At 64.3% G+C, this 22,335-nt stretch carries 20 protein-coding genes; 9 read left to right on the forward strand and 11 right to left on the reverse strand.

Features of this window, described 5'->3' with window-relative positions; all coding sequences use genetic code 11:
• The first annotated feature begins 209 nt into the window (after window positions 1-209).
• Both Q0743_RS05005 and Q0743_RS05010 read left to right on the forward strand, forming a co-directional pair.
• Window positions 210-1,376, forward strand: a complete 1,167-nt coding sequence (locus tag Q0743_RS05005; RefSeq protein WP_298240477.1) for an FIST N-terminal domain-containing protein — start codon at window positions 210-212, stop codon at window positions 1,374-1,376.
• On the forward strand, window positions 1,373-2,731 hold the full coding sequence (locus Q0743_RS05010) for a hybrid sensor histidine kinase/response regulator (protein WP_298240478.1): 1,359 nt from the start codon (window positions 1,373-1,375) through the stop codon (window positions 2,729-2,731). The genes Q0743_RS05005 and Q0743_RS05010 overlap by 4 nt, the downstream gene beginning before the upstream one ends.
• Before the next feature lie 7 nt (window positions 2,732-2,738).
• Here Q0743_RS05010 and Q0743_RS05015 read toward each other — a convergent pair whose 3' ends face one another.
• The 5 genes from Q0743_RS05015 to Q0743_RS05035 all read right to left on the reverse strand — a co-directional run bounded on the left by Q0743_RS05015 (window position 2,739) and on the right by Q0743_RS05035 (window position 8,073).
• A complete protein-coding gene (locus tag Q0743_RS05015) occupies window positions 2,739-3,425 on the reverse strand; it encodes a response regulator transcription factor (RefSeq protein WP_298240479.1) in 687 nt (228 codons plus the stop codon).
• A gap of 104 nt (window positions 3,426-3,529) precedes the next feature.
• Window positions 3,530-4,216: a response regulator transcription factor gene (locus tag Q0743_RS05020; RefSeq protein WP_298240480.1), complete on the reverse strand. Its 687-nt coding sequence runs from the start codon at window positions 4,214-4,216 to the stop codon at window positions 3,530-3,532.
• A 123-nt stretch (window positions 4,217-4,339) separates the two neighbouring features.
• On the reverse strand, window positions 4,340-5,530 hold the full coding sequence (locus Q0743_RS05025) for a transporter substrate-binding domain-containing protein (protein WP_367184847.1): 1,191 nt from the start codon (window positions 5,528-5,530) through the stop codon (window positions 4,340-4,342).
• Between the two features lie 128 nt (window positions 5,531-5,658).
• Window positions 5,659-7,374 carry a PQQ-dependent methanol/ethanol family dehydrogenase gene (locus Q0743_RS05030; RefSeq protein WP_298240481.1) on the reverse strand — a complete coding sequence of 572 codons (1,716 nt, stop codon included), beginning with the start codon at window positions 7,372-7,374 and terminating at the stop codon, window positions 5,659-5,661.
• Window positions 7,375-7,623: 249 nt separating this feature from the next.
• Entirely contained in the window at window positions 7,624-8,073 is a 450-nt protein-coding gene (locus Q0743_RS05035; RefSeq protein WP_298240528.1) for a carbon monoxide dehydrogenase subunit G, read from the reverse strand.
• 507 nt (window positions 8,074-8,580) lie between these two features.
• On the opposite strand from Q0743_RS05035, the gene Q0743_RS05040 reads away from it, so the two are divergent.
• The 4 genes from Q0743_RS05040 (at window position 8,581) to Q0743_RS05055 (ending at window position 13,623) form a co-directional block, all read left to right on the forward strand.
• Window positions 8,581-9,066 (forward strand): (2Fe-2S)-binding protein, encoded by a 486-nt coding sequence (locus tag Q0743_RS05040; RefSeq protein WP_298240482.1) that lies wholly within the window; start codon window positions 8,581-8,583, stop codon window positions 9,064-9,066.
• Between the two features lie 85 nt (window positions 9,067-9,151).
• Window positions 9,152-11,494 (forward strand): xanthine dehydrogenase family protein molybdopterin-binding subunit, encoded by a 2,343-nt coding sequence (locus Q0743_RS05045; RefSeq protein ID WP_298240483.1) that lies wholly within the window; start codon window positions 9,152-9,154, stop codon window positions 11,492-11,494.
• A 15-nt stretch (window positions 11,495-11,509) separates the two neighbouring features.
• The gene (locus Q0743_RS05050; protein WP_298240484.1) at window positions 11,510-12,310 is read left to right on the forward strand and encodes a xanthine dehydrogenase family protein subunit M; all 801 of its coding nucleotides are present in this window, start codon (window positions 11,510-11,512) and stop codon (window positions 12,308-12,310) included.
• Between the two features lie 203 nt (window positions 12,311-12,513).
• Window positions 12,514-13,623, forward strand: coding sequence for a CaiB/BaiF CoA-transferase family protein (locus tag Q0743_RS05055; protein ID WP_298240485.1), 1,110 nt, complete (start codon window positions 12,514-12,516; stop codon window positions 13,621-13,623).
• Between the two features lie 102 nt (window positions 13,624-13,725).
• On the opposite strand, the gene hppD is transcribed toward Q0743_RS05055, so the two are convergent.
• The gene (hppD, locus tag Q0743_RS05060) at window positions 13,726-14,844 is read right to left on the reverse strand and encodes a 4-hydroxyphenylpyruvate dioxygenase (protein ID WP_298240486.1); all 1,119 of its coding nucleotides are present in this window, start codon (window positions 14,842-14,844) and stop codon (window positions 13,726-13,728) included.
• A 121-nt stretch (window positions 14,845-14,965) separates the two neighbouring features.
• On the opposite strand from hppD, the gene Q0743_RS05065 reads away from it, so the two are divergent.
• Together Q0743_RS05065 and Q0743_RS05070 are read left to right on the forward strand one after the other, a co-directional pair.
• A complete protein-coding gene (locus Q0743_RS05065; RefSeq protein WP_298240487.1) occupies window positions 14,966-15,445 on the forward strand; it encodes an Lrp/AsnC family transcriptional regulator in 480 nt (159 codons plus the stop codon).
• Between the two features lie 71 nt (window positions 15,446-15,516).
• Window positions 15,517-15,828, forward strand: coding sequence for a DUF1272 domain-containing protein (locus Q0743_RS05070; RefSeq protein WP_298240488.1), 312 nt, complete (start codon window positions 15,517-15,519; stop codon window positions 15,826-15,828).
• 118 nt (window positions 15,829-15,946) lie between these two features.
• Here the strand turns inward: Q0743_RS05070 and fahA are convergent, their stop codons facing one another.
• The 5 genes from fahA to Q0743_RS05095 all read right to left on the reverse strand — a co-directional run bounded on the left by fahA (window position 15,947) and on the right by Q0743_RS05095 (window position 21,655).
• Window positions 15,947-17,218 carry a fumarylacetoacetase gene (fahA, locus tag Q0743_RS05075; protein ID WP_298240489.1) on the reverse strand — a complete coding sequence of 424 codons (1,272 nt, stop codon included), beginning with the start codon at window positions 17,216-17,218 and terminating at the stop codon, window positions 15,947-15,949.
• 210 nt (window positions 17,219-17,428) lie between these two features.
• Window positions 17,429-18,775 carry a homogentisate 1,2-dioxygenase gene (hmgA, locus tag Q0743_RS05080; protein ID WP_298240490.1) on the reverse strand — a complete coding sequence of 449 codons (1,347 nt, stop codon included), beginning with the start codon at window positions 18,773-18,775 and terminating at the stop codon, window positions 17,429-17,431.
• Window positions 18,776-18,777: 2 nt separating this feature from the next.
• Entirely contained in the window at window positions 18,778-19,734 is a 957-nt protein-coding gene (locus Q0743_RS05085) for an MBL fold metallo-hydrolase (protein WP_298240491.1), read from the reverse strand.
• A 36-nt stretch (window positions 19,735-19,770) separates the two neighbouring features.
• Window positions 19,771-19,995, reverse strand: coding sequence for a DUF2783 domain-containing protein (locus Q0743_RS05090; protein ID WP_025032749.1), 225 nt, complete (start codon window positions 19,993-19,995; stop codon window positions 19,771-19,773).
• 16 nt (window positions 19,996-20,011) lie between these two features.
• Entirely contained in the window at window positions 20,012-21,655 is a 1,644-nt protein-coding gene (locus Q0743_RS05095; RefSeq protein ID WP_298240492.1) for an FAD-dependent oxidoreductase, read from the reverse strand.
• A gap of 108 nt (window positions 21,656-21,763) precedes the next feature.
• Between Q0743_RS05095 and Q0743_RS05100 the strand changes: the two genes are divergently transcribed.
• A complete protein-coding gene (locus tag Q0743_RS05100; protein ID WP_298240493.1) occupies window positions 21,764-22,306 on the forward strand; it encodes a MarR family transcriptional regulator in 543 nt (180 codons plus the stop codon).
• The last annotated feature ends 29 nt before the right edge of the window (window positions 22,307-22,335 follow it).

A 22,335-nucleotide genomic window follows, 5' to 3' on the forward strand; every position in this document is an offset into this window, starting at 1 on the left:
CCCGGGAGCAGCCCTTCCCGAACCTGCGATGAAAATTAGGGCAGAAACGTCAAGGGGCGGTAAATTCTTCCAGCCCGAGCCGCCTGACGGTGACCACACGTTCCGCGGAACTGGTCGCCATGTTGCGACCAGACGAAAAAGGCCATATTCTCTGGACACTTGTCAGGCACTTGGCATCAGACCAAGCGGGTCCTTGAGGGAGAAACGGAGTGGGGCAAACCGACTTTCGGTTTGGCGGTGCGTCTGGCGTTGCCGTCGCGAAGTCGAAGGCCGCGGGCGCCGAGCAAGCCGTTGCCGACCTCGCCGCCCAGCTTCCATCCGACGAGCTGGCGCTCGTTCTGCTCTTCGTCTCCCCGAGCTACGATCCGCACCAATTCATCGCCGAAATCAGCCGCCAATTCGAAGGGATCCCGGTTTGCGGTTGCACCACGGCCGGCGAGCTGGCGCCTGACGGCTGGGACGAGAACAGCGTCGTCGCCCTCGCCTTCAGCAGTGCCGATTTCTCGGCCGTGGTACGCCCGATTCTCAATCTCGACAGTTTTCACGTCGAGGACGGCCGCAGGATCAGCGCCGAGGCCCGGCAGGAATTGCTGCGGGTGTCCTCCCGGGTCGAGCGCGGAAATCCGTTCGGCCTTGTCCTGATCGATGGTCTGTGCCGCCGGGAAGAAGCGGTGATGTCCGCGCTCTATGCCTCGCTGGACGACATCCCCATCGTCGGCGGCTCCGCGGGCGACGGGATGCGGTTCGAGCGGACCTGGGTGTTCCTCGACGGCAAGGCGCACACCAACGCCGCTCTCCTCATCCTCCTGAGCACGTCGCTGCCGTTCCGGGTTTTCAAATGTGACAATTTCGAACCGCGGCCCCAGAAGATGGTGGTCACCGAGGCCGACATCGAGAATCGCACCGTCCGGGAGTTGAACGCCGAGCCTGCCGCCCAGGAATATTCCCGCGTCGTCGGGATCATGGACGCCAAGCTCGATCCGTTCTCCTTCGCCTCGCATCCCGTTCTGGTCCGCGTCGGCGGCTCCTACTATGCCCGCTCGATCCAGCGCGTCGAACCGGACGGGTCGCTGCACTTCTTTTGCGCCATCGACGAAGGCATGGTGCTGACGGCGGCAACATCGCGCAGCCTCGTCGGCACGACGCGCGCGGCCTTCGCGGAAACGCGCGACCAGATCGGCGACGTCTCGCTCTATATCGGTTTCGAGTGCCTGCTGCGCCGGCTCGACGCCGAGCAGCACCAGCTCGCCCGCGACATGTCCGAACTCTACCGGCAGAATCGCGTGGTCGGCTTTCATACCTACGGCGAGCAGTTCGGCTCGATGCATGTGAACCAGACCTTCACGGGCGTCGCCATCGGCAGGCGTCCGTCGTGACCGAGCTGTGGCAGGACCCCGACACGGTCGAGCAGTTGCAGCGCGAAACCGCGAAGCTGAAGAAGATCAATGCCGCGCTGATGTCCCGCGTCGAGCGCTCGATGGACCAGCAGCTCAACGCGTTCTCCCTGTTCGAGACCGCCATCGCGCTCGACCGCCAGGTCCGGGACCGGACCACCCAGCTGCGCGAAGCCCTGCATTCGATCGAACGCGCCAATGAGGGGCTGTATCGCGCCAAGCAGCAGGCCGAGGCTGCAAGCTCGCTCAAATCGTCCGTTCTGATCTCCGTCACCCACGACCTGTTGCAGCCGCTGAACGCGGCGCGGCTGACGCTCTCCGCGCTGGCCGAGATGACGGAAACGCAGGAGTCGGGCCTGCTGGTCGACCAGGTCGATCGCTCGCTGGTGACGCTGGAGGATCTGCTGCGGTCGTTGCTGGAGATCGCCAAGCTCGACGCCGGCGCGCTCAGGCCCGAAGTGCGTCCGTTGGCACTGGCGCCGCTGTTCGAGCAGCTTCGCAACGAATTCGCGCCGATCGCGGCGCGGCAAGGCCTGTCCTTACGCATCCGCACCTCGCCGCTCGCGGTGTCGTCGGACGCGATGATGCTCCGGCGCATCCTGCAAAATCTGCTCGCCAATGCCATCCGCTACACCCGCAGCGGTGGCGTGGTGATGGGATGCAGGCGCAGCAACGACCGCATCTGTGTCCAGGTTTCCGATACCGGACCGGGAATTGCGCAGGCGCAGCAAGAGGCGATCTTTCGCGAATTCCAGCGCGGCGAAGCCAGCGCGACCGACCAGGCCGGGTTCGGGCTCGGCCTCTCCATCGTGCGCCGCTTCGCAACCGTGCTCGGACATGAGGTGCGGCTGTCGTCGCAGGTCGGCAAGGGATCGACCTTCGTCCTGGAGCTCGAGCCGGCCGATCCCTCCGAGGTCAGCGACGAGGTGCACGAGACCAAGCTCAGCGAACGTCGCTATGGTGGCCTCGAAGGCGCCAAGATCCTGCTGGTCGAGAACGACCCGTCCGGCTCCGAAGCCATGGCCGCCTTGCTGGAAGGGTGGGGCTGCGACGTCGCGACCACGCCATCGGCGGCGGATGCGCTGCTGCGCCTCAACGAGCTGGGCGGCGCGCCCGACGCGGTCATCGCCGATCTTCATCTCGATCACGGCGAAAGCGGATTGTCGGCGATTGCCGACATCCGGCAGCATCTGAAGCTCGACGTGCCCGCGATGATCATCACCGCCGACTATTCCGAGAAGGCCGCCAAACAGGCGAGCCTCTCCGGCCTCGAAGTGCTGAAGAAGCCGATCAAGCCTGCTGAGATGCGCGCACTGCTGTCGTTCCTGCTGACTTGACGGCCTTCTATTCCGACTGTGCGCGATCGTGCTTTGCCCGGCTTTCGTCGCTTGCCAGCGTCGCAAAATCGATCTTCGACATCTCGACGATCGCCTTGGTGCGGCTCACGACGTTCAGCTTGCGCAGGATGTCCGAGACATGGACCTTCACGGTCGTCTCGGAAATCTTCAGCTCATAGGCAATCTGCTTGTTCTGGAGGCCGCGCTTGAGCATGTCGAGGACACGCAATTGCTGCGGTGTCAGATCATGCAGCCGTTTCAGCAGATCATGGGCGGGACTTGGAGCGCGCTGCGGCCGGAGTGCACGATAGGCATGGGGAAGACAGACGATCCCCTGCAGCGCCTCGCCGATCGACCGGGCGAGCTCCTGCTTGGACGAGGATTTGAAGATGTAACCGGCCACACCGAGCGACAAGGCGCTCGAGATGATCCTGGGATCCTGATGTCCCGACACGATGACGACCGGAACCCTCGGAAAGGCCTTGCGGATGCGCACGATGCCGGAGAGGCCGGTGGTGCCCGGCATCGACAGATCGAGCAGGAGGAGATCGAGCTCGGCGCCCGCGGACAACTGCTCGAGCGCACCGTCGACTGAAATCGCCTGCAGGACTTCGGCCCCGGGCGCCACCATCTGCAGCGCACCTTCGAGCGCCTCGCGGAACAACGGATGGTCTTCGACAATCAGAAATCGCATCACGCGTCAGCCATTTCCAAATCGTTGCCGGACTTCGAGCTTCAGTTGAGCATGGATCAGCCGGCGCACGCCGGCTTGATCGAGGTCAACAATGGCGGCGCCGATCATTGCGGCCTCCCGCGGTCGACCCGCGCATACGGCCGGTTCCTGGGATCGGGCAAGTCCATCTTGCCGATCTCGATGATCGCCTTGTTGCGGCTGAACAGCCCGAGCTTGCGCAGGATCTCGGTGATGTGCGCCTTGACCGTGGACTCGGCGAGCTGCAGTTCCTGCGCGATCTGCCGGTTCGGATAGCCGCGGCGGAGCAGGTCCAGAACCCTGAGCTGCTGCGGCGTGAGCTCGCGGAGCTTGACCTCGAGAGCCTTGCTGGTTTCGGCTTTCCGCCGCTGCGGCGTTGCCACGAAATCTCGCGGCACCGACACCGATCCGGACAGCACGCCCTCGATCGACTGGGCCAGCTCGCGCTTCGACGTCGATTTCGGCAGATAGCCGGCGGCGCCGAGCGCCAGCGCCTCGCGGACCACGTGCTGGTCTTCCTCGCTCGAGACGATGGCGACCGGCAGGCGCGGATAGGTCTCGCGCAAGCGGAGGAAGCCGGAGAAGCCGGTCGCATCCGGCAGCTGCAGATCGAGCAGCGCGAGGTCGATCCCCTGCTCGGCCGACAGGATGTCCAGTGCGTCCTCGATCGACATCGCCTCCAGGATACGGGCTTCCGGCAAGGCCAGCCGCACGGCATTGCCCAGCGCTTCGCGAAACAGCGGATGATCGTCGATGATCAGGAAGCTGGCCATGGCGCCTTCCAAAAGATCCGCCGCGGCAGCGGCAGCAGCGCACCCGTCCTGGGCCGGTCCGGCACCGGGAAGATGCAAGGTGGATATTACCACATCTTCCCGCTTCCGTCCGGTCAAGGCCGTTCAGTCGTTCGATTCGACCTGGACGCTCAGCAGGAAGGAATAGATGCTGGCGAACTGGTCGTCAGTGAAGACCTCCTTCCACGACGGCATGCCCTTGGCGGGACGCCCCTCATGCACGGTCTTCCAGAACGTGTCGCGCATGTCGTCGCCGTAGCGGTGACGCAGGAGCCGCAGGTCGATCTTCCGCTCGCTCTGGATGGCGTCGGGGCCGTGGCAATGCGCGCAGGTTCCGTTGAAGATCTCCTTGCCCGCACCGGCGATCTCCGTATTCGGCACGGCCGCATCGCCCTTGGTCTCGGTCGCCACCACGCTTGCGACCTGCGGCGCGACGGGCCCCGGACCGGTCCCGGTCGTGGTTTCCGCGGGCACGGCTTCAGTCGTGCCGAAGCGGACCGGCTGTCCGACCGGCAAGCCGTATTTCATCGCGAGATCGGCGATGGTGCGCTGAAGCGTCGGCAGGATCGCATCGACCCGATCGCGCAGCTCGCTCGATCCCTTGGCAAAGCCGATCGCGGCATCCCATGACAGGGCCTCGCCTTCAGTGAGCCGGATCTGATAGCGATCGCCGTAGGCGGTCATGTTGAGCCAGCCGGCGACGGGCCCCCAGATGAAGGCGACGTCCGCCCTGCCCTGGTCGAGCGCCTGCATCGCTTCCTCGGGCGACAGCACGGTCACCTTCTGGATGTCGTCACGGGTCGCCAACAGGTTCTGCGGCGTGCTGGCGTACTGGACCGCGACGCGCTTGCCCCTGAGATCGTCCACGCCGCCGATCGCCTGCCCCTTCGCCGCGACCAGGGCATAACCCTCCTTCGCAAACGTGCTGGAGAAGATCACGGCCGGCCCCATGAAGTCCTCGGAGCGCGGCAAACCGATCATGGCATCGCACTGCTTGCCGAGCAGCGTGACCCGCACGGTCCGTTTGCCGAAATAGGATTTGTACCAGTCGTAAGTGATGGGCTGGCCGAGCGCCTGCGCCAGCGCCTGGCCGATCTCGACATAGAAGCCCGGCTGCGACGGATTATCGCTCGAGAACGGCAGATTGGTCGGATCGGCGCACAGACGGAACGGCTTGGTCTCGTCGGCATGGCCGGCGGTGGCTGATGCGATCACCGCAGACGCGGCGAGCCATGCGAGCCGTCCCGCGATGGCGCGAGGTCGGCTGTTGCGATTCCCTGGATTGATCGGACGCATCCTCATCTCCGGCATTTGGGAATGGTTGGATCAGGCGTTGCGGCCCAGGATCTGACTGGCGCCGCCGCTGCGCGATGTCGAGAAAGCACGCGCGTATCCCGTCTCCTTCGGGACACGCGCGCGAGTTGTCACTGGACGGAGAACACGAAGAGCGAACCGCCCTCGGGGGCTGCGGCTGTCATCTTCTTTCCAATATCGCCCAGGAACGCAGGTATCGCGGCCGTACGCCCGACGACGATGGCAACGTATTGCTTGCCGCCAACCTCATAGGTCACCGGCCCCGCGCCAATGCCGGAGCCGAGATTCCTGCTCCAGAGCACCTTGCCGTTCTTCGCATCGATGGCGCGGAAGTCGCCGTGAAGGTTGCCGGCGAACACGAGGCCGCCGCCGGTCGTCAGCGTTCCGCCGTTGAACGGCAGATCTTCCTTGATCGACCAGACCTTCTTCTGCGCCACCGGATCCCAGGCCACGAGCTCGCCGAGGAAGCCGCCGGGACCTTCCTTGGTCGGGAATTCGGCGCCGAGATAGAACACGCCGCGCTTGTAGGAAACGTCGGAGACCGACCAGTCCATGCAGACGTTGTTCGAGGGGATGTAGACGAGGCCGGTCTGCGGGTTGAACGACATCGGTTGCCAGTTCTTGCCGCCGATCAGGTTCGGGCAGATGTCCTTGGCGGGATGGTTCGGTCCCGGACGCTTGTCCGGATCCTCTTCCGCGCGCATCGTGTTGACGTCCCACTTCTTCGCCCAGTTCGAGAAGACATACTTCTCCGCCGAGAGAACCTTGCCGGTCTCGCGGTTGGCGACGAAGAAATAGCCGTTGCGATCCGCCTTCATCAGTGCCGGAACGGTGCTGCCGCCGATCTTCAGATCCGCCAGCACGGCCTCGTTGACGCCGTCATAGTCCCAGGCATCGGCCGGCGTGGTCTGGATGTGCCATTTGATCTTGCCGGTGTTGGGATCGAGCGCGAGCGTCGAAGCGGTGTAGAGATTGGTCAGCTTGCCGAAATTGCCGTCGCCGGTCGAACGCACGCCGGTGTTCCACGGACCGGGATTGCTGGTGCCCCAATAGACCGTGTCGGTCTTGGCATCGTAGGAGCCGACCAGCCAGGCCGCGCCGCCGCCGTGCTGGGCGGAATCGCCCTTCCAGGTATCGCCGCCGGGCTCGTCCGGGCTGGGAACGGTGAAGGTCTGCCACAATTGCTTGCCGGTGTTGATGTCGAAGGCCTGCAGCGAGCCGCGCACGCCGTACTCGCCGCCGCCGAAGCCGGTGATGACCTTGTCGCGCACGATCAGCGGAGGCGAGGTGATGACCGAGCCTTGCTTGTAGTCGACGACCTTGGTCGTCCAGAGCGACTTGCCGGTCGCGGCATCGAGCGCCGTCAGCTTGCCGTCGAGACGGCCGACGAAGATCTTTCCATCCGCATAGGAGACGCCGCGATTGTTCACGTCACAGCAGGCATATTGCAGCACGTCCTCGGGAATTTCGGGCTCCCAGGTCCACTTGCGCTGCCCGGTCGCGGCATCGAGCGCGTAGACGTATTTGGGTCCCCAGGAGCTCGACACGTACAGCGTGTTGCCGACGACGATCGGCGAGGATTCGTTCGAACGCAACGACGCCAGCGAGAACGAATAAGCGAGCGTCAGCTTGCCGGCGTTCTCGGTATTGATCTGCTTCAGCGGACTGAAGCGCGTGTTGCCGTAGTCGTGGCCGGCAACGGCCCACTGGTTCTGGTCGGATTGCGCCTTGATCAGCGAGTCGTTGGCGCGGACGCCCGACGTGACGGCGGCAAGCATCGCAATCATCGAGATGCCAGCCAAGAATCCCTTTGTTCCAAAGGTCATGTATTCCCTCCACGATGTTGTTGTGCACGCCACGTTGGGCGTCGGAGCGCGTTGCGCCGTGATGCGCAGTTCGTCTGCGAGCCATCGTTCGAAATTACAGCATCGCCGTTTCGCGCTTAGTATAGGCGGAAGGTAGTAGTGCAAATCATTGGCAGCTTTCGCCGCTCATCCCGTTGTCGCGACTTGCGTCTTTGCCCTTATTTTACAGCTCGAAATGCGCCATCGAATTGAGGCGGCATCCCGCATCGGTCACGATGATGGCGCTACCACCGCTGCAAAATTGTCGAAGAAGTTCGCGGCGAGTTTTCGCGACGTCGAGTCGATCAATCGCGCGCCGAGTTGCGCGAGCTTGCCGCCGATCTGCGCGTCCGCCTCGTAGTGCAGGATGGTGACGTCAGGTGATTCTTCTTCCAGCCTGACCTTCGCGCCACCCTTGGCGAAGCCCGCGACGCCGCCGGCGCCTTCGCCGATGATGCGGTAACCGTTCGGCGCATCGATGTCGGCCAGCGTCACCTTGCCGCTGAACGTGGCTTTCACCGGACCGACCTTCAACACCACCGTCGCCGTCATCTCCGTCGGCGAAGTCATCTCAAGCGATTGGCAGCCGGGAATGCAGCGCCTGAGAATGTCGGGATCGTTGAGCGCGGCCCACACCTTGGCTTTCGACGCCGGAATCCGCTGGCTGTCGTTCATCTGCATCGCTTCCACCCTCAATTGTGTTTGTTCAGCGCGGATAAGGCGGCACTCGCCGTCGATCAATCGCCAGGAAGTAGGAGGGCGGGCAGACGCCGCGCCCAGGCGAGATGATCCCCACACACGACCACAACGAAATCAATGGCTTAGCTTCTTTTTACGTACTACCAAGATCGCGATTACAAAGCCGCGGGCACGTGCTCCTATTCGCGGCAACGAACGAAACATTGGGGGAGAACGATTTGCCACAGGGCTGAATCCGCATGGCCGATCGCGGCGCCCTGCGGCATCGACGATGCGGCCTTCGCTGCGGACGACAAACCAGACTTTCCAGATTTGCCCGAGAGCTGCGCCAGGGATGGTGACGGCCCGGAGCATCATGATCGATTCGCGCGCCGTGACGGCCGCCCCGATGACCTTTCCATGACGCGAGGTCACCAAAATGCCAGTTGCAAAGTTCCGTTGCGCTGTTTCTAATTAGAACCAATCAAAATCATTCTGGGAGGACTTCACGTGTCTACAGTCAAACTGACGGTGAACGGCAAGGCCGTTGCTGTCGAGGTCGAGGACCGCACTCTGCTGGTCCAGCTCCTCCGCGAACACCTCAATCTCACGGGAACCCATGTCGGCTGCGACACCAGCCAGTGCGGCGCCTGTGTCGTGCACATGGACGGCCGCGCGGTGAAATCCTGCACCATGCTGGCGGGCCAGGCCGACGGCGCCAGCATCACCACCATCGAGGGTATCGCCAAGGGCGACGAGCTGCACCCGATGCAGGCCGCCTTCCGCGACAATCATGGTCTTCAATGCGGCTATTGCACGCCGGGCATGATCATGTCGGCGATCGACATCGTGCATCGCCATGGTGGCCAGCTCGACGAGGCGACCGTCCGCGCTGAGCTGGAAGGCAATATCTGCCGCTGCACCGGCTACCACAACATCGTCAAGGCCGTGCTGGATGCGGCCGGCCGCATGAAGGTCTCGCAGGCGGCCGAATAAAGCGGCGCGCCTCGATAGAACAAATCACCGCTGCCGCTCTCGAAGGAAAGCGCAGCCATAAAATTTCCGGTCGGGAGGACCAGACATGGGTGTTGAAGGCATCGGCGCACGCGTCGTGCGCAAGGAAGACAAGCGTTTCATTACCGGCAAGGGCCGCTACGTCGACGATATCAAGCTGGTCGGCATGACCCATGCTCATTTCGTCCGCAGCCCCCACGCCCACGCCAAGGTCAAGGGGATCGATTCCTCCGCCGCGCTGAAGATGCCGGGCGTAATCGCGGTGCTCACGGGCCAGCAGATCGTCGACGACAAGGTCGGCAACCTCATCTGCGGCTGGGCCATCACCTCCAAGGACGGCAGCCCGATGAAGATGGGCGCATGGCCGGCGATGGCGCCGGAGACGGTGCGCTTCGTCGGACAGGCCGTCGCCGTCGTGATCGCCGAGAGCAAGAATCTGGCGCGCGATGCCGCGGAAGCGGTCGTCGTCAATTACGAGGAGCTTCCGGCGGTCGCCGACGTCCAGGCCGCGATCAAGTCGGGCGCGCCGCAGCTGCATCCCGAAGCCCCCGGCAACCAGGTCTATGACTGGGTGATCGGCGACGAGGGCGCCACCGATGCCGCCTTCGCCAAGGCCGCCAACGTCGTCAAGCTCGACGTCACCAACAACCGCCTTGCTCCGAATGCGATGGAGCCGCGCGCAGCGATCGCCGATTACGACGCGGCGGAAGAGCACTTCACGCTCTACACCACCTCGCAGAACCCGCACGTCGCCCGCCTCGTGCTGTCGGCGTTCTACAACATCGCCCCCGAACACAAGCTTCGCGTGATCGCTCCCGACGTCGGTGGCGGCTTCGGCTCCAAGATCTTCATCTATCCCGAGGAGATGGTGGCGCTGTGGGCCTCCAAGAAGGTCGGCCGTCCCGTGAAATGGACCGGCGACCGCACCGAGGCCTTCCTCACCGACGCGCATGGCCGCGACCATGTGACCCATGCCGAGATGGCGTTCGACGCCAGCAACAAGATCATCGGCCTGAAGGTGAAGACCTACGCCAATTTCGGCGCCTACATGTCGCTGTTCTCGTCGTCGGTGCCGACCTATCTCTACGCGACGCTGCTGTCGGGCCAGTACAACATCCCGGCGATCCACGCCGAGGTGGTCGGCGTCTACACCAACACCACGCCGGTCGACGCCTATCGCGGCGCGGGCCGCCCCGAGGCGAGCTATCTCATCGAACGGCTGATGGAGACGGCGGCACGGCAGCTCAAGGTCGATCCGGCGCAGCTGCGTCGGACCAACTTCATCACCCAGTTCCCGCACCAGACGCCCGTGATCATGGCCTATGACACCGGCGACTTTAACGCCTCGCTCGACGCCGCGATGAAGGCGATCGACTATACCGGCTTTGCCGGACGCAAAGCCAAGGCGAAAGCTGACGGCAAGCTGCGCGGCATCGGCGTGTCCTGCTACATCGAGGCCTGCGGCATCGCACCGTCCAAGGCGGTCGGCAGCTTGGGTGCCGGCGTCGGCCTGTGGGAATCGGCCGAGGTCCGCGTCAATCCGGTCGGCACCATCGAGATCCTCACGGGCTCGCACAGCCACGGCCAGGGTCACGAGACCACGTTCTGCCAGCTGGTCGCCGAACGTCTCGGCGTTCCCATCAGCCAGGTCTCGATCGTCCATGGCGACACCGACAAGGTGCAGTTCGGCATGGGCACCTACGGCTCGCGCTCGGCCGCCGTCGGCCTCACCGCGATCCTGAAGGCGATGGAGAAGATGGAATCGAAGGCCAAGAAGATTGCGGCGCATGCGCTGGAAGCTTCCGAGGCCGACATCGTCATCGAGAACGGCGAGTTCAAGGTGACCGGCACCGACAAGGCGATCGCCTTGCCGATGGTCGCGCTCGCGGCCTACACCGCGCATAATCTGCCTGACGGGATGGAGCCGGGCCTGAAGGAAAGCGCCTTCTACGATCCGACCAACTTCACCTTCCCGGCCGGCACGTATATCTGCGAGCTTGAGGTCGATCCCGGCACCGGCAAGACGAGCTTCGTCAACTTCGTCGCGGCCGACGATTTCGGCCGGCTGATCAACCCGATGATCGTCGAGGGCCAGGTCCATGGCGGCCTGGTTCAGGGCATCGGGCAGGCGCTGCTCGAGCACGCCATCTACGATGCCAACGGCCAACCGGTCACGGCCTCGTTCATGGATTACGCCATGCCGCGCGCCGACGACGTGCCCTCCTTCAACCTCTCCCACACCACGACGCTGTGCCCGGGCAATCCGCTCGGCATCAAGGGTTGCGGTGAGGCCGGCGCGATCGGCGCCTCCGCGGCCGTGATCAACGCGATCACGGATGCGATCGGCAAGAACAACCTGGAAATGCCCGCAACCCCGGACCGGGTGTGGCGCACGATCCACGCGGCTTAAAGAGGAGGACCGAAGATGTACCAGACCACCTATCATCGCGCCTCCTCGGTCGACGAGGCCGCCAGCCTGTTCGGCAAGAGCAGCGAAGCCAAGTTCCTCGCCGGCGGCCAGACGCTGCTGCCGGTGATGAAGCAGCGCCTCGCCAGCCCCTCCGACGTCATCGACCTCGGCAAGATCAAGGAGCTGCAGGGCGTCGAATTGTCGGGCGATACGCTGACCATCAAGGCCGCCACGATCTACTACGACATCATGACGAATGCCGATGTGAAGAAGGCGATCCCCGCGATTGCCCATCTCACTTCGGTGCTCGGCGATCCCGCCGTGCGTCACCGCGGCACGATCGGCGGCTCGATCGCCAACAACGATCCCGCCGCGGATTTCCCGGCTGCGCTGCTCGCGCTCGGCGCCACCGTGAAGACCAACAAGCGGTCGATTGCGGCGGATGACTTCTTCAAGGGCCTGTTCACCACGGCCCTGGAAGACGGCGAGATCATCACCGCCGTGTCGTTCCCGGTGCCGGCGAAGGCGGGCTACGAGAAGATGCGGCATCCGGCCTCGCGCTTCGCGCTGACCGGCGTGTTCGTCGCGCAGACCAAGTCGGGCGAGGTTCGCGTGGCCGCCACCGGCGCCTCGCAGAACGGCGTGATGCGCGTGCCCGCGATCGAAGCCGCGCTGAAGGCGAACTGGTCGCCGTCGGCGATCGACGGCGTGACGATCTCGGCGAACGGACTGCTGGCCGATATCCACGGCTCGGCGGAGTACCGCGCCAACCTCGTCAAGGTAATGGCACAGCGCGCGGTGAAGGCTGCGGGCTGATCACACCGCCAGCGTCTCGACACAAATTTTCCGCGGCGCGCACTTCGGTGCGCGCCGTTTTATTTTGGCCGTGCGGCATGAAAACCGCTTGCCTCACCAGCACGAAGGCGAGAAAAGTTAATCAGCCGATTAATTCTCTAAGAAGAAGGTCCGCGGCGATCGCCGAAGCATCGGTACTGCCCGCGACCCGAGGAAACAAAAACGTGCTCGACAAATCAGCCCCGACATCCTCCGTCCGCACCTCCGGCCCGCTCTCGGGCTTCCGCATCGTTGAATTCGCCGGCATCGGGCCCGGCCCGTTCGCCTGCATGATGCTGGCGGACATGGGCGCGGACGTCGTCACGCTGGACCGGATCGGCGCGAAGAAGAGCATGAAGTCGGTGGCAGGACGCGGCCGCAAGGTGATCGAGCTCGACCTGAAGGACAAGGCGGCGATCGCGCAAGTGCTGGACCTGCTCGCCAGCGCCGACGCTCTGGTCGAGGGCTTTCGCCCCGGCGTGATGGAGCGGCTCGGCCTCGGGCCGGACGTCGTGCTCGCGCGTAATCCAAAACTGGTCTACGGCCGCATGACCGGCTGGGGCCAGGAAGGCCCGCTGGCGAATGCCGCCGGCCACGACATCAATTATATCTCCATCACCGGTGCGCTCGCGGCGATCGGCACGAAGGAGGCGCCGGTGCCGCCGCTCAACCTCGTCGGCGATTTCGGCGGCGGCGCGCTCTATCTCGTCGTCGGCGTGCTCGCAGCGCTGCTCGAAGCGCAGAAGTCCGGCAAAGGTCAGGTGGTGGACGCCGCGATGTGCGACGGCGCGGCCTCGCTGATGTCGTTCTTCTTCGACATGACCACGCTGGGACGCTGGACCGAAGGCCGCGACCAGAACTTCCTCGACGGCGGCGCGCATTTCTACGGCGTCTACGAATGCGCCTGCGGGCACTTCGTTTCGATCGGCTCGATCGAGCCGCAATTCTACGCGCTGCTGCGCGAGCATGCGGGCCTGACGGATGCCGATTTCGACGCGCAGATGAACCCCAAGGCCTGGCCGGCGCTGAAGGAGAAGCTGAAAGCGGTGTTCAAGAGCAAGACGCGCGAGGACTGGTGCAAGATCATGGAAGGCACCGACATCTGCTTCGCGCCGGTGTTGACGATGTCGGAGGCGACAAAGCATCCGCACATGGTCGCGCGCAACGTGTTCGTCGAGCGCCATGGCGTGAAACAGCCCGCACCGGCACCGCGATTCTCGCGCACGCCGTCGATGGTGCGCGAGCCGGAAGGCGCCGAGATCGGCGCGGTGACGGCGGCGTGGAAGGGGCGTTAGCCCCTCTGCTGTCGCGTAACTCTCCGCTGTCGTCCCGGATCTGCGCGCGCTTGTCCGGGACGACAGCTTTGGTTGGCGCGCGAGCGTAGCAAACCCGGCAAGCTAAGCCGCGTTCCCCACCTTCAGCACCCCGCGCCGGATCTGGTCCTCCTCGATCGATTCGAACAGCGCCTTGAAATTGCCCTCGCCGAATCCGTCGTCGCCCTTGCGCTGGATGAACTCGAAGAAGATCGGGCCGATCGCGTTCGCCGAGAAGATCTGCAGCAGCACCTTGGTCTGGCCGCCCTCGACCACGCCCTCGCCGTCGATCAGGATGCCGTTCTTCTGCAGCCGTGCGAGATCCTCGCCATGCCTGGGCAGGCGTGCGTCGACCTTCTCGAAATAGGTCTCGGGGGGCGACGGCATGAAGGGCAGGCCGGATTCGCGCAGGCCTTCGATGGTGCGGTAGATGTCACGGCAGCCGCAGGCGATGTGCTGGATGCCCTCGCCGCGATAGGTCTTCAGATATTCCTCGATCTGGCCGGAATCGCCGGCATCCTCGTTGATCGGAATCCTGATCTTGCCGTCGGGGCTGGTCAGCGCGCGCGAGAACAGGCCGGAGGCGCGGCCCTCGATGTCGAAGAAACGGATCTGGCGGAAGTTGAACAGTTTTTCGTAGAAGCCGGCCCAGACATCCATGCGGCCGCGATGGACGTTGTGGGTGAGATGGTCGAGATAGAACAGGCCGGCCCCGACCGGCTTGGGATCGCGCGCACCCAGCCATTCGAACTCGGCATCGTAAGCCGAGCCCTTCGCGCCATAACGATCGACGAGATAAAGCAGGCTGCCGCCGATGCCCTTGATCGCGGGCACGTCGAGCGTCTTCTGCGCGGACGGGACATCAGCGGGCTCGGCGCCGAGCGCGATCGCGCGGTCATAGGCCGCCTTGGCATCGACGACGCGGAACGCCATCGACGGCGCACAGGGGCCGTGCGCGGCCACGAACTCATAGCCGTGCGCGCCGGGCTCCTCGTTGACGAGATAGTTGATGTCGCCCTGGCGATAGACCGTGATCTTCTTGGTCTTGTGGCGCGCGACAGGCGCATAGCCCATCAGCTTGAACAGCGCATGCAGCTCTTTCGGATCGGGATGCGCGTATTCCACGAACTCGAACCCGTCGGTGCCCATCGGATTGTCGGCGCTGACAGTGGCCGGCGGTGCATCGTGCGGAAACGGTCCCATGGTGTTCTCCCGAATGGTGGCTGGGAAGAACTATCCTTCATGGCGCGCGCAAGGAGCGTGCAAACGGGACGCATTTTCGCTATCATATGCACGATCCGCGCACGAATTGGATAAATGACGCATGATTCCGGTTGACGCCTTCGACCTCAGGATTCTCAGTGCCCTCCAGGACGACGGCCGCCTCACCAACCAGGAGCTCGCCGACCTCGCCGGCCTGTCGGCCTCGCAATGCTCGCGGCGGCGGATGCGGCTGGAGGAGGACAAGGTGATCTCCGGCTATCACGCCGATCTCTCCAGCGAGGCGCTGGGCTTCGGCGTGATCGCCTTCATCCAGGTCGGGCTTGCGACCCATTCGCCCGATAATTCCAAACGCTTCCGCGCGCTGGTGAACCGCATCGACGAGATCCAGGAAGCCTATTCGCTGACCGGCGATGCCGATTACGTGCTGAAGGCCGTGCTGCGCGATCTCAAGGGCCTCTCCAACCTCGTCAACGATGTCCTGATGCCGCACCAGAGCGTGGCGCATGTGCGCTCCTCGATCGTGCTCGACCGGTTGAAGGAGAGCTCGCGATTGCCGCTGAAGGAGATCAAGCCCGGCTGAAATCGAGGGAACTACGTCATTCGCGCTAGGTGTGCGGTCTGCGATGATCCGCATCCGTCCGGAGATTTGCCATGGCCCTCCAGCTTCGACCGAACTGCGAATATTGCGATTGCGACCTGCCGCCGGATGCGACGAATGCGCGGATCTGCTCCTATGAATGCACGTTCTGTGCGGACTGCGTCGAGACCAGGCTCTCCAACGTCTGCCCGAACTGCGGAGGCGGCTTTGCGCCGCGCCCGATCAGGCCGACCCAGGAATGGCGGCCGGGCGTCTGCGCGACCCGGCAGGTGCCGTCCGACAAGCGGGTGCATCTGAAATACAGCGTGGAAGACGTCGCCGCGCATTGCGCGCGGATCAGGGGCGTGCCGCCGGAGAGGCGGTAGATTTCTCCACGTCATTGCGAGGAGCCCTTGCGACGAAGCAATCCAGACTGCCGCCACGGAAAGATTCTGGATTGCTTCGCTGCGCTCGCAATGACGGAGTTTGTGGCAACAGCGGATATCACTCCGCCGCCAGGATCGTCCCCTCGACCTCGCCGAAGCCGACCCGATAGCCGTTGCCCTGGCACCAGCCGCGCATGACGAGGCTGTCGCCGTCCTCAAGGAACGAGCGTTTGGCACCGCCGGGCAATTCCACGGGCTCGGTGCCGTTCCAGCTGATCTCGAGCAGGCTGCCGCGCTGATTCTTCTCCGGGCCGGAGATGGTACCGCTGCCGAGGAGATCGCCGACATTCATGGCACAGCCGGAGGAGGCGTGGTGCATCAATTGCTGCACCGACGACCAGTACATGTATTTGAAGCTGGTGCGGCTGATGCTCGCAGGGGCGTTGGCCCCGGCCGCGCGCAAGGACACGTCCAACTCGACATCGTAGTTCTGCGGCTTGGTCTGCTTGAGATAATCGAGCGGCACCGGCTGCTGCTCCGGCCCCTTCAGGCGGAACGGCTCCAGCGCCTCGCGCGTCACCACCCAGGGGCTGATCGAGGTCGCAAAGGCCTTTGCGAGGAACGGGCCGAGCGGCACATACTCCCATTGCTGGATGTCGCGCGCGCTCCAGTCGTTGAGCAGCACGAAGCCGAAGATCATCTCCTCCGCCTGGCTCTCCGTCAGCATGCCGCCCATCGGCGAGGGCTGGCCGATGACGACGCCCATCTCCAGCTCGAAATCGAGCCGCTTGCAGGGACCGAAGCTCGGCAGCTCCACATTCGGCGGCTTGAGCTGTCCGCGCGGGCGCTTCACCTTGGTGCCCGACACCACGACCGTGGAGGCCCGGCCGTTATAGGCGATCGGCATGTGTAGCCAGTTCGGCTGCAGCGCGTTGTCCTTGCCGCGGAACATCACGCCGACATTGGTGGCGTGCTCTTTCGACGAATAGAAATCGGTGTAGCCGGAGACGGCGAACGGCAGATGCAGCCTCGCATCGCGCATCGGCACGAGCGCCCTCTTGCGCAGCTCTTCATTGTCGCGCAGTTCCGGATGGTCGTGCCGCAGCAGCTCGCTGATCCGTGCCCGCGTCCTGGTCCAGACTTTCGGCCCCAGCGCCATGAACGGATTGAGCGAGCCGCCGGAGAACACACCGAGCGGCCCGACGTCGAGCCGGCAATCCTGCTCGAGCTCCCAGAGATCGAGCACATGATCGCCGATCGCAACGCCGACCCGCGGGGTCGGATTGGCCGCTGTCGAGAACACGCCATAGGGCAGGTTCTGGATCGGGAAGTCGGACGAAGGATCGACGGCGATGAAAGAGCGGAGGCTGGGGTCGTTGGGGTGGGGCATTGGTTTCCCGTGGCACAGCGGTGACGGTGTCACCCTCCCCTGGAGGGGGAGGGTCGGCTCATATTGAGCGCAGCGAAATATGAGACGGGGTGGGGTGATCTCTCAACACGGGCAGCATTACTCGCGGAGAGACCGTCACCCCACCCCGCTACGCATACCGCTTCGCTGCATGCGTAACGACCCTCCCCCTCCAGGGGAGGGTAAGGGAGACTACGGCTTGCTCGGATCGAACTTCTTCTCCAATCCCTTCCAGCAATCCGCGTAATCGTCCTGCAGCGTCGAAGCATTCGCCGCATGCGACGTGACGCGCTGCGGGTAGCGGGTCTCGAACATGAAGGCCATGGTGCCCGTGAGCTTCACCGGCTTCAGCTCGCCATTGCTGGCGTGCTCGAAGGCGTCGCGATCGGGGCCGTGCGGCAGCATGCAATTGTGCAGGCTCATGCCGCCGGGCACGAAGCCCTGCGGCTTGGCGTCGTAGACGCCGTAGATCAGGCCCATGAACTCGCTCATGATGTTCATGTGATACCAGGGCGGACGGAAGGTGTTGTCGGCCACCATCCAGCGCTCGGGGAAGATGACGAAGTCGATATTCGCAGTGCCCGCCGTCTCCGACGGCGAGGTCAGCACCGTGAAGATCGAGGGATCGGGATGGTCGAAACCGATCGCCCCGACGGGTGAGAACGTGCGCAAATCGTATTTGTAGGGCGCGTAATTGCCGTGCCAGGCGACGACGTCGATCGGCGAATGCGGCAAATTCGTCTTGAACAGCGAGCCGCCCCATTTCACGTAGAGCTCGGTCGGCGTGTCCTTGTCCTCGTAGTTCGCGACCGGGGTGAGGAAGTCGCGCGCGTTGGCGAGGCAGTTGGCGCCGATCGGCCCGCGCTCCGGCAGCGTGAAGGCGCCGCCATAATTCTCGCAGAGATAGCCGCGCGCCGGTCCGTTCGGAATCTCGACCCGGAACTTGACGCCGCGCGGGACCACCACGATCTCGCCGGGCTCGGCGTCGATGCGGCCGAACTCGGTGACGAGGCGAAGATTGCCCTGCTGCAGCACGAACATCAGCTCGCCATCGGCATTGTAGAAATGCTGGTCCACCATCGACTTGGTGATGAGGTAGACATGCGCGGCCATGCCTGCTTGCGTGTTCACATCTCCCGCCGTCGTCATGGTCTGCACGCCCTGGACGAAGGTCACCTCACCCTTCGGCAGCGGCGTCGGATCCCACCGCATCTGCGCGATCGGCAGGTCGTATTCATGGCACGGCGCCGAACGCCACAGCCCGGCATCGACCTTCGCGAAGCGTCCCGAGTGCTTCACCGAGGGACGGATGCGATAGAGCCAGGAGCGCTCGTTGGTGCCGCGCGGCGCGGTAAAGGGCGAGCCGGACAATTGCTCGGCGTAAAGCCCGTAAGCGCAGCGCTGCGGCGAGTTGCGCCCGATCGGCAGCGCGCCCGGCAGCGCCTCGGTCTCAAAGGAGTTGCCGAAGCCGGACATGTAGCCCGGCGTCACCTGGGCCGAGCTGCGGACGATCTGGTCGGGCGAGGTGTTGATGTTCATGCCTATCCTCCTCCTTGCAGGGCCGCCCACATTTCCTGGTCGCGCTTGTCGGTCCAGATCACGGGATCGTCGATCCCCGACGCCTCGTCATAGGCGCGCGACACGTTGAACGGCAGGCAGTGCTCGTAGATGGCGAAGCTGGAGAATTTCGGATCCATCACCTCGCGCGTCGCCGCCATCGATTCCTTCAAGCTGCGGCCTTTGGCGACCGAGATTTCGGCGGCGCCATAGAGCGAGGTGACGAAGTCGCGCGTCATCGCGATGGCCTCGCGCACCGTTGCCGTCCCCTTCAGCGCGTCGCCGCGGCCCGGCGCGATCGCCTTGGGATTGAAGTTGCGAATCTCGGTCAGCGTCATCGGCCATTCGCGCAAGTGCGCATCGCCGCAATAGCAGGCCGAGTGATATTCGATGAGGTCGCCGGAGAACATCACCTCGGCATCCGGCACCCAGGCGACGATGTCGCCCGAGGTGTGGCCGGCGCCGAGCTGCATCAGGCGCACCTCGCGTTTTCCCAGATAGATCGACATCTCGCCTTCGAAGGTCAGGGTCGGCCAGGTCAGGCCGGGAATGCTCTGCGCATCCTGGAACAGGCGCGGGAAGCGGCCATATTCGGAATCCCAATCCTGCTTGCCGCGCTCCTCGATCAGGCGATAGGTCTCCTGCGATGCGACGATGCCTTGCGCGTGATAGGCCGAGGCGCCGAGCACACGCACCGCGTGATAATGCGACAGCACGACATATTTGATCGGCTTGTCGGTGACAGCCTTGACGCGCTCGATCACCTTGTTCGCCATCGCCGGCGTTGCCTGCGCGTCGAACACCAGGCAGCCGTCGTCACCGACGATCACGGCCGTGTTCGGATCGCCCTCGGCGGTGAAAGCATAGAGATCGGTGCCGATCTCGGAGAAGGTGATCTTCTTCTCCGCGAGATCGCCGGTGGATGCGAAGTTCTTCGCCATCAATTCGTCCTTTGAGCTGTGCTTCGAGTTCTTGGGTTATTGTTGCTGCTGTTGCTGCTGCTGGCCGTCGATCATGCGGCGCTTGGCGAGCCCGATCGCCTCACGCAGCACGTCGATGTCGCCGATATGGTTGGCGAGGATCAGCACCAGCGCCGCGTCGAAATCCGCGCTCTGCTCTTCGGTGAGGCCGCGATGCGCTTCGACGATGGCGCGAAAGGCATCGTCAGGTCGCGCGAAATTGGAGCTGGTCGACAACGGCATGCGAAACCTCGATTCCCTAATTCAAGCCTTGCGCGCGCGACAGCGCCGCAGCGATGGCTTCGCGCGTCGGATGGCGGAAGCGCGCCGCGACATAGCCGTCGGGCCTGAGCAGATAGGCCGTGCCGGGCTCGGCATCATAACGTTTCGCGACAAGGCCTGAGGGATCGCCAAGTCCGCTCCCGCCGATCCGGATATTCCTGACGCCATCGGGCGGATCGATCGCCGCACCATTGCTGAACGACAGCAGGGTGAAGTCCGTTCCACCCTTGCGGAAGGCATCCGTCAGGTAGGACTGCTCGGCGATCGGGCCATCGAGCATGGAGCAGCCGGGAGCCGGCCCACCGCGCCAGGATTCGGCATCGCGCGATGACAGTTGCGAGTCATAGCTGCACGGCACCGACAGTCGCCCGCCATTGACCATGCGCTTGCCGAACTCGGTCTCCTTGGCGAGCGACAGCACCGCCTTGCGCAACCGCGCTTCCTGGTGCGAGTTCGGCGCCATGAAATCGGTGGAGCGGGTGGATTCGCGGATGTTCTCGTCGGCGGCCATGCTGCGCTCGGTGTGGTAGCTCTCCAGCAGGCTCGCGGGCGAGGTGCCGCGCAGCACCCGGTCGAGCTTCCAGGACAGGTTTTCGGCGTCCTCGAGCCCCGAGTTGGCGCCGCGCGCCCCGAACGGCGAGACCTGATGCGCGGAATCGCCCGCAAAGATCACGCGGCCATGGATGAAGCGGTCCATCCGCCGGCACTGGAATTTGTAGAGCGAGATCCACTCGAACTCGAACTTGTCGTGGCCGAGCATGCGCGCAATCCGCGGCCGCACGTTCTCCGGCTTCTTCTCGACCACCGGATCGGCGTAGCGATTGAGCTGAAGATCGATGCGCCAGACGTCGTCGGGCTGCCGGTGCAGCAGCGCGGAGCGTCCCGCGTGGAACGGCGGATCGAACCAGAACCAGCGCTCGGTTGGGAATTCCGCGGTCATCTTGACGTCGGCGATCAGGAACTGGTCCTCGAACACCTGTCCGGCAAACTCGGCCCCGACCATCTGCCGCAGCGAGGAGCGTGCGCCGTCGCAGGCGATGACGTATTGCGCGTGCAGGCGGTAGGCGCCCTCCGGCGTCTCGATCGTCAGCGCCACGCCGTCGTTGCGCTGCTCCAGCGCCGTCACCTTGTTGCGCCAGCGCAGATCGACCCCGGGCAGATCCTGGATGCGATCGACCAGATAGGCCTCGGCGTAATATTGCTGCAGGTTGATGAAGGCCGGCCGCTTGTGGCCGTCTTCGGGCAGGAGGTTGAACTGATAGAGCTGGGAGTCGCCGTGGAAGATGCGGCCGACGCTCCACACCACGCCCTTGGCGACCATGCGGTCGCCGACGCCGAGCCGGTCCCAATATTCCAGCGACCGCTTCGAGAAGCAGATCGCACGCGAGCCTTCGCCGATGCGGTCGGCGTCATCCAGAAGGACGACGCGCTGGCCGCGCTGGGCGAGATCGATCGCCAGCGACAGCCCGACCGGGCCGGCGCCGACAACCACGACCGGATGCTCGGCCGGGCTATGGCCCGTGCGGTCCTGATCGGAATGGCGGCGATAGCCGAACTGGGTCTTGGCCTGATACGTCGTGGCTTGAAGTGTCTTGTCCTGAAGTGGCTTGGCCTGCGCCATACGCGAACCTCGGCTATGGTCAGGAGAGCACTGATCTGCTAGATAGTCTCACGTGCAACTATTTTGGACCGGAGCCGGCCGGCCGTCAACTGGAATTCGGAGTGCCCCGTGGCAAGGACATCCAGCGACACCGCCCTGAAGACGCGCGAGGCCGACGAGGCGTCAACGCGCCCCAAGGCACGGCTCGACCTGTTCAAGTTCGTTCCGTTTCGTCTCAATCGCCTCGCAGCCGAGGTCAGTTCCGCGCTCTCGGTCGAATATGAGGATCGTCACGGCCTCGACATTCCAGCCTGGCGCGTGATCGCCACGCTCGGGTTCCGCAACGATGCCTGCAGCGCCCAGTACATCGCGCAATGCACCCGCACGCATAAATCCACCATCAGCCGCGCAGTGACCATGCTGCTCACCGAGGACCTGATCGAGCGGGTGGAGAACGAAGCCGACCGCCGCGAATTCCGCCTGCAGCTCAGCAAGAAGGGCCGCGCGCTCTACGAAGAGCTGTTCCCGCGCCTGCTGCGGCGGGAGGATGAAATCCTCGCCTGCCTCTCCGCCCAGGAGCGCAAGCAACTCTCGGCGCTGCTCGGCAAGATCGAGGAGAGTCTCGACCTGATCCAGACCAGCAAGGAAGCGGACGCCAAACAGGCGTATTAGCCGACACTGTCATTTCCGGGGCGCCGTTC

This window comes from uncultured Bradyrhizobium sp. (genome assembly GCF_936943645.1).
Classification (GTDB): domain Bacteria; phylum Pseudomonadota; class Alphaproteobacteria; order Rhizobiales; family Xanthobacteraceae; genus Bradyrhizobium.

Bases quoted from the DNA above. Each gene is read 5' to 3' on its own strand.
- Q0743_RS05015 (WP_298240479.1), bottom strand. From the start codon at position 3,425: ATGCGATTTCTGATTGTCGAAGACCATCCGTTGTTCCGCGAGGCGCTC.
- Q0743_RS05020 (WP_298240480.1), bottom strand. From the start codon at position 4,216: ATGGCCAGCTTCCTGATCATCGACGATCATCCGCTGTTTCGCGAAGCG.
- Q0743_RS05025 (WP_367184847.1), bottom strand. From the start codon at position 5,530: ATGCGTCCGATCAATCCAGGGAATCGCAACAGCCGACCTCGCGCCATC.
- Q0743_RS05030 (WP_298240481.1), bottom strand. From the start codon at position 7,374: ATGACCTTTGGAACAAAGGGATTCTTGGCTGGCATCTCGATGATTGCG.
- Q0743_RS05035 (WP_298240528.1), bottom strand. From the start codon at position 8,073: ATGCAGATGAACGACAGCCAGCGGATTCCGGCGTCGAAAGCCAAGGTG.
- Q0743_RS05045 (WP_298240483.1), top strand. From the start codon at position 9,152: ATGGGTGTTGAAGGCATCGGCGCACGCGTCGTGCGCAAGGAAGACAAG.
- Q0743_RS05050 (WP_298240484.1), top strand. From the start codon at position 11,510: ATGTACCAGACCACCTATCATCGCGCCTCCTCGGTCGACGAGGCCGCC.
- hppD (WP_298240486.1), bottom strand. From the start codon at position 14,844: ATGGGACCGTTTCCGCACGATGCACCGCCGGCCACTGTCAGCGCCGAC.
- Q0743_RS05065 (WP_298240487.1), top strand. From the start codon at position 14,966: ATGATTCCGGTTGACGCCTTCGACCTCAGGATTCTCAGTGCCCTCCAG.
- Q0743_RS05070 (WP_298240488.1), top strand. From the start codon at position 15,517: ATGGCCCTCCAGCTTCGACCGAACTGCGAATATTGCGATTGCGACCTG.
- fahA (WP_298240489.1), bottom strand. From the start codon at position 17,218: ATGCCCCACCCCAACGACCCCAGCCTCCGCTCTTTCATCGCCGTCGAT.
- hmgA (WP_298240490.1), bottom strand. From the start codon at position 18,775: ATGAACATCAACACCTCGCCCGACCAGATCGTCCGCAGCTCGGCCCAG.
- Q0743_RS05085 (WP_298240491.1), bottom strand. From the start codon at position 19,734: ATGGCGAAGAACTTCGCATCCACCGGCGATCTCGCGGAGAAGAAGATC.
- Q0743_RS05090 (WP_025032749.1), bottom strand. From the start codon at position 19,995: ATGCCGTTGTCGACCAGCTCCAATTTCGCGCGACCTGACGATGCCTTT.
- Q0743_RS05095 (WP_298240492.1), bottom strand. From the start codon at position 21,655: ATGGCGCAGGCCAAGCCACTTCAGGACAAGACACTTCAAGCCACGACG.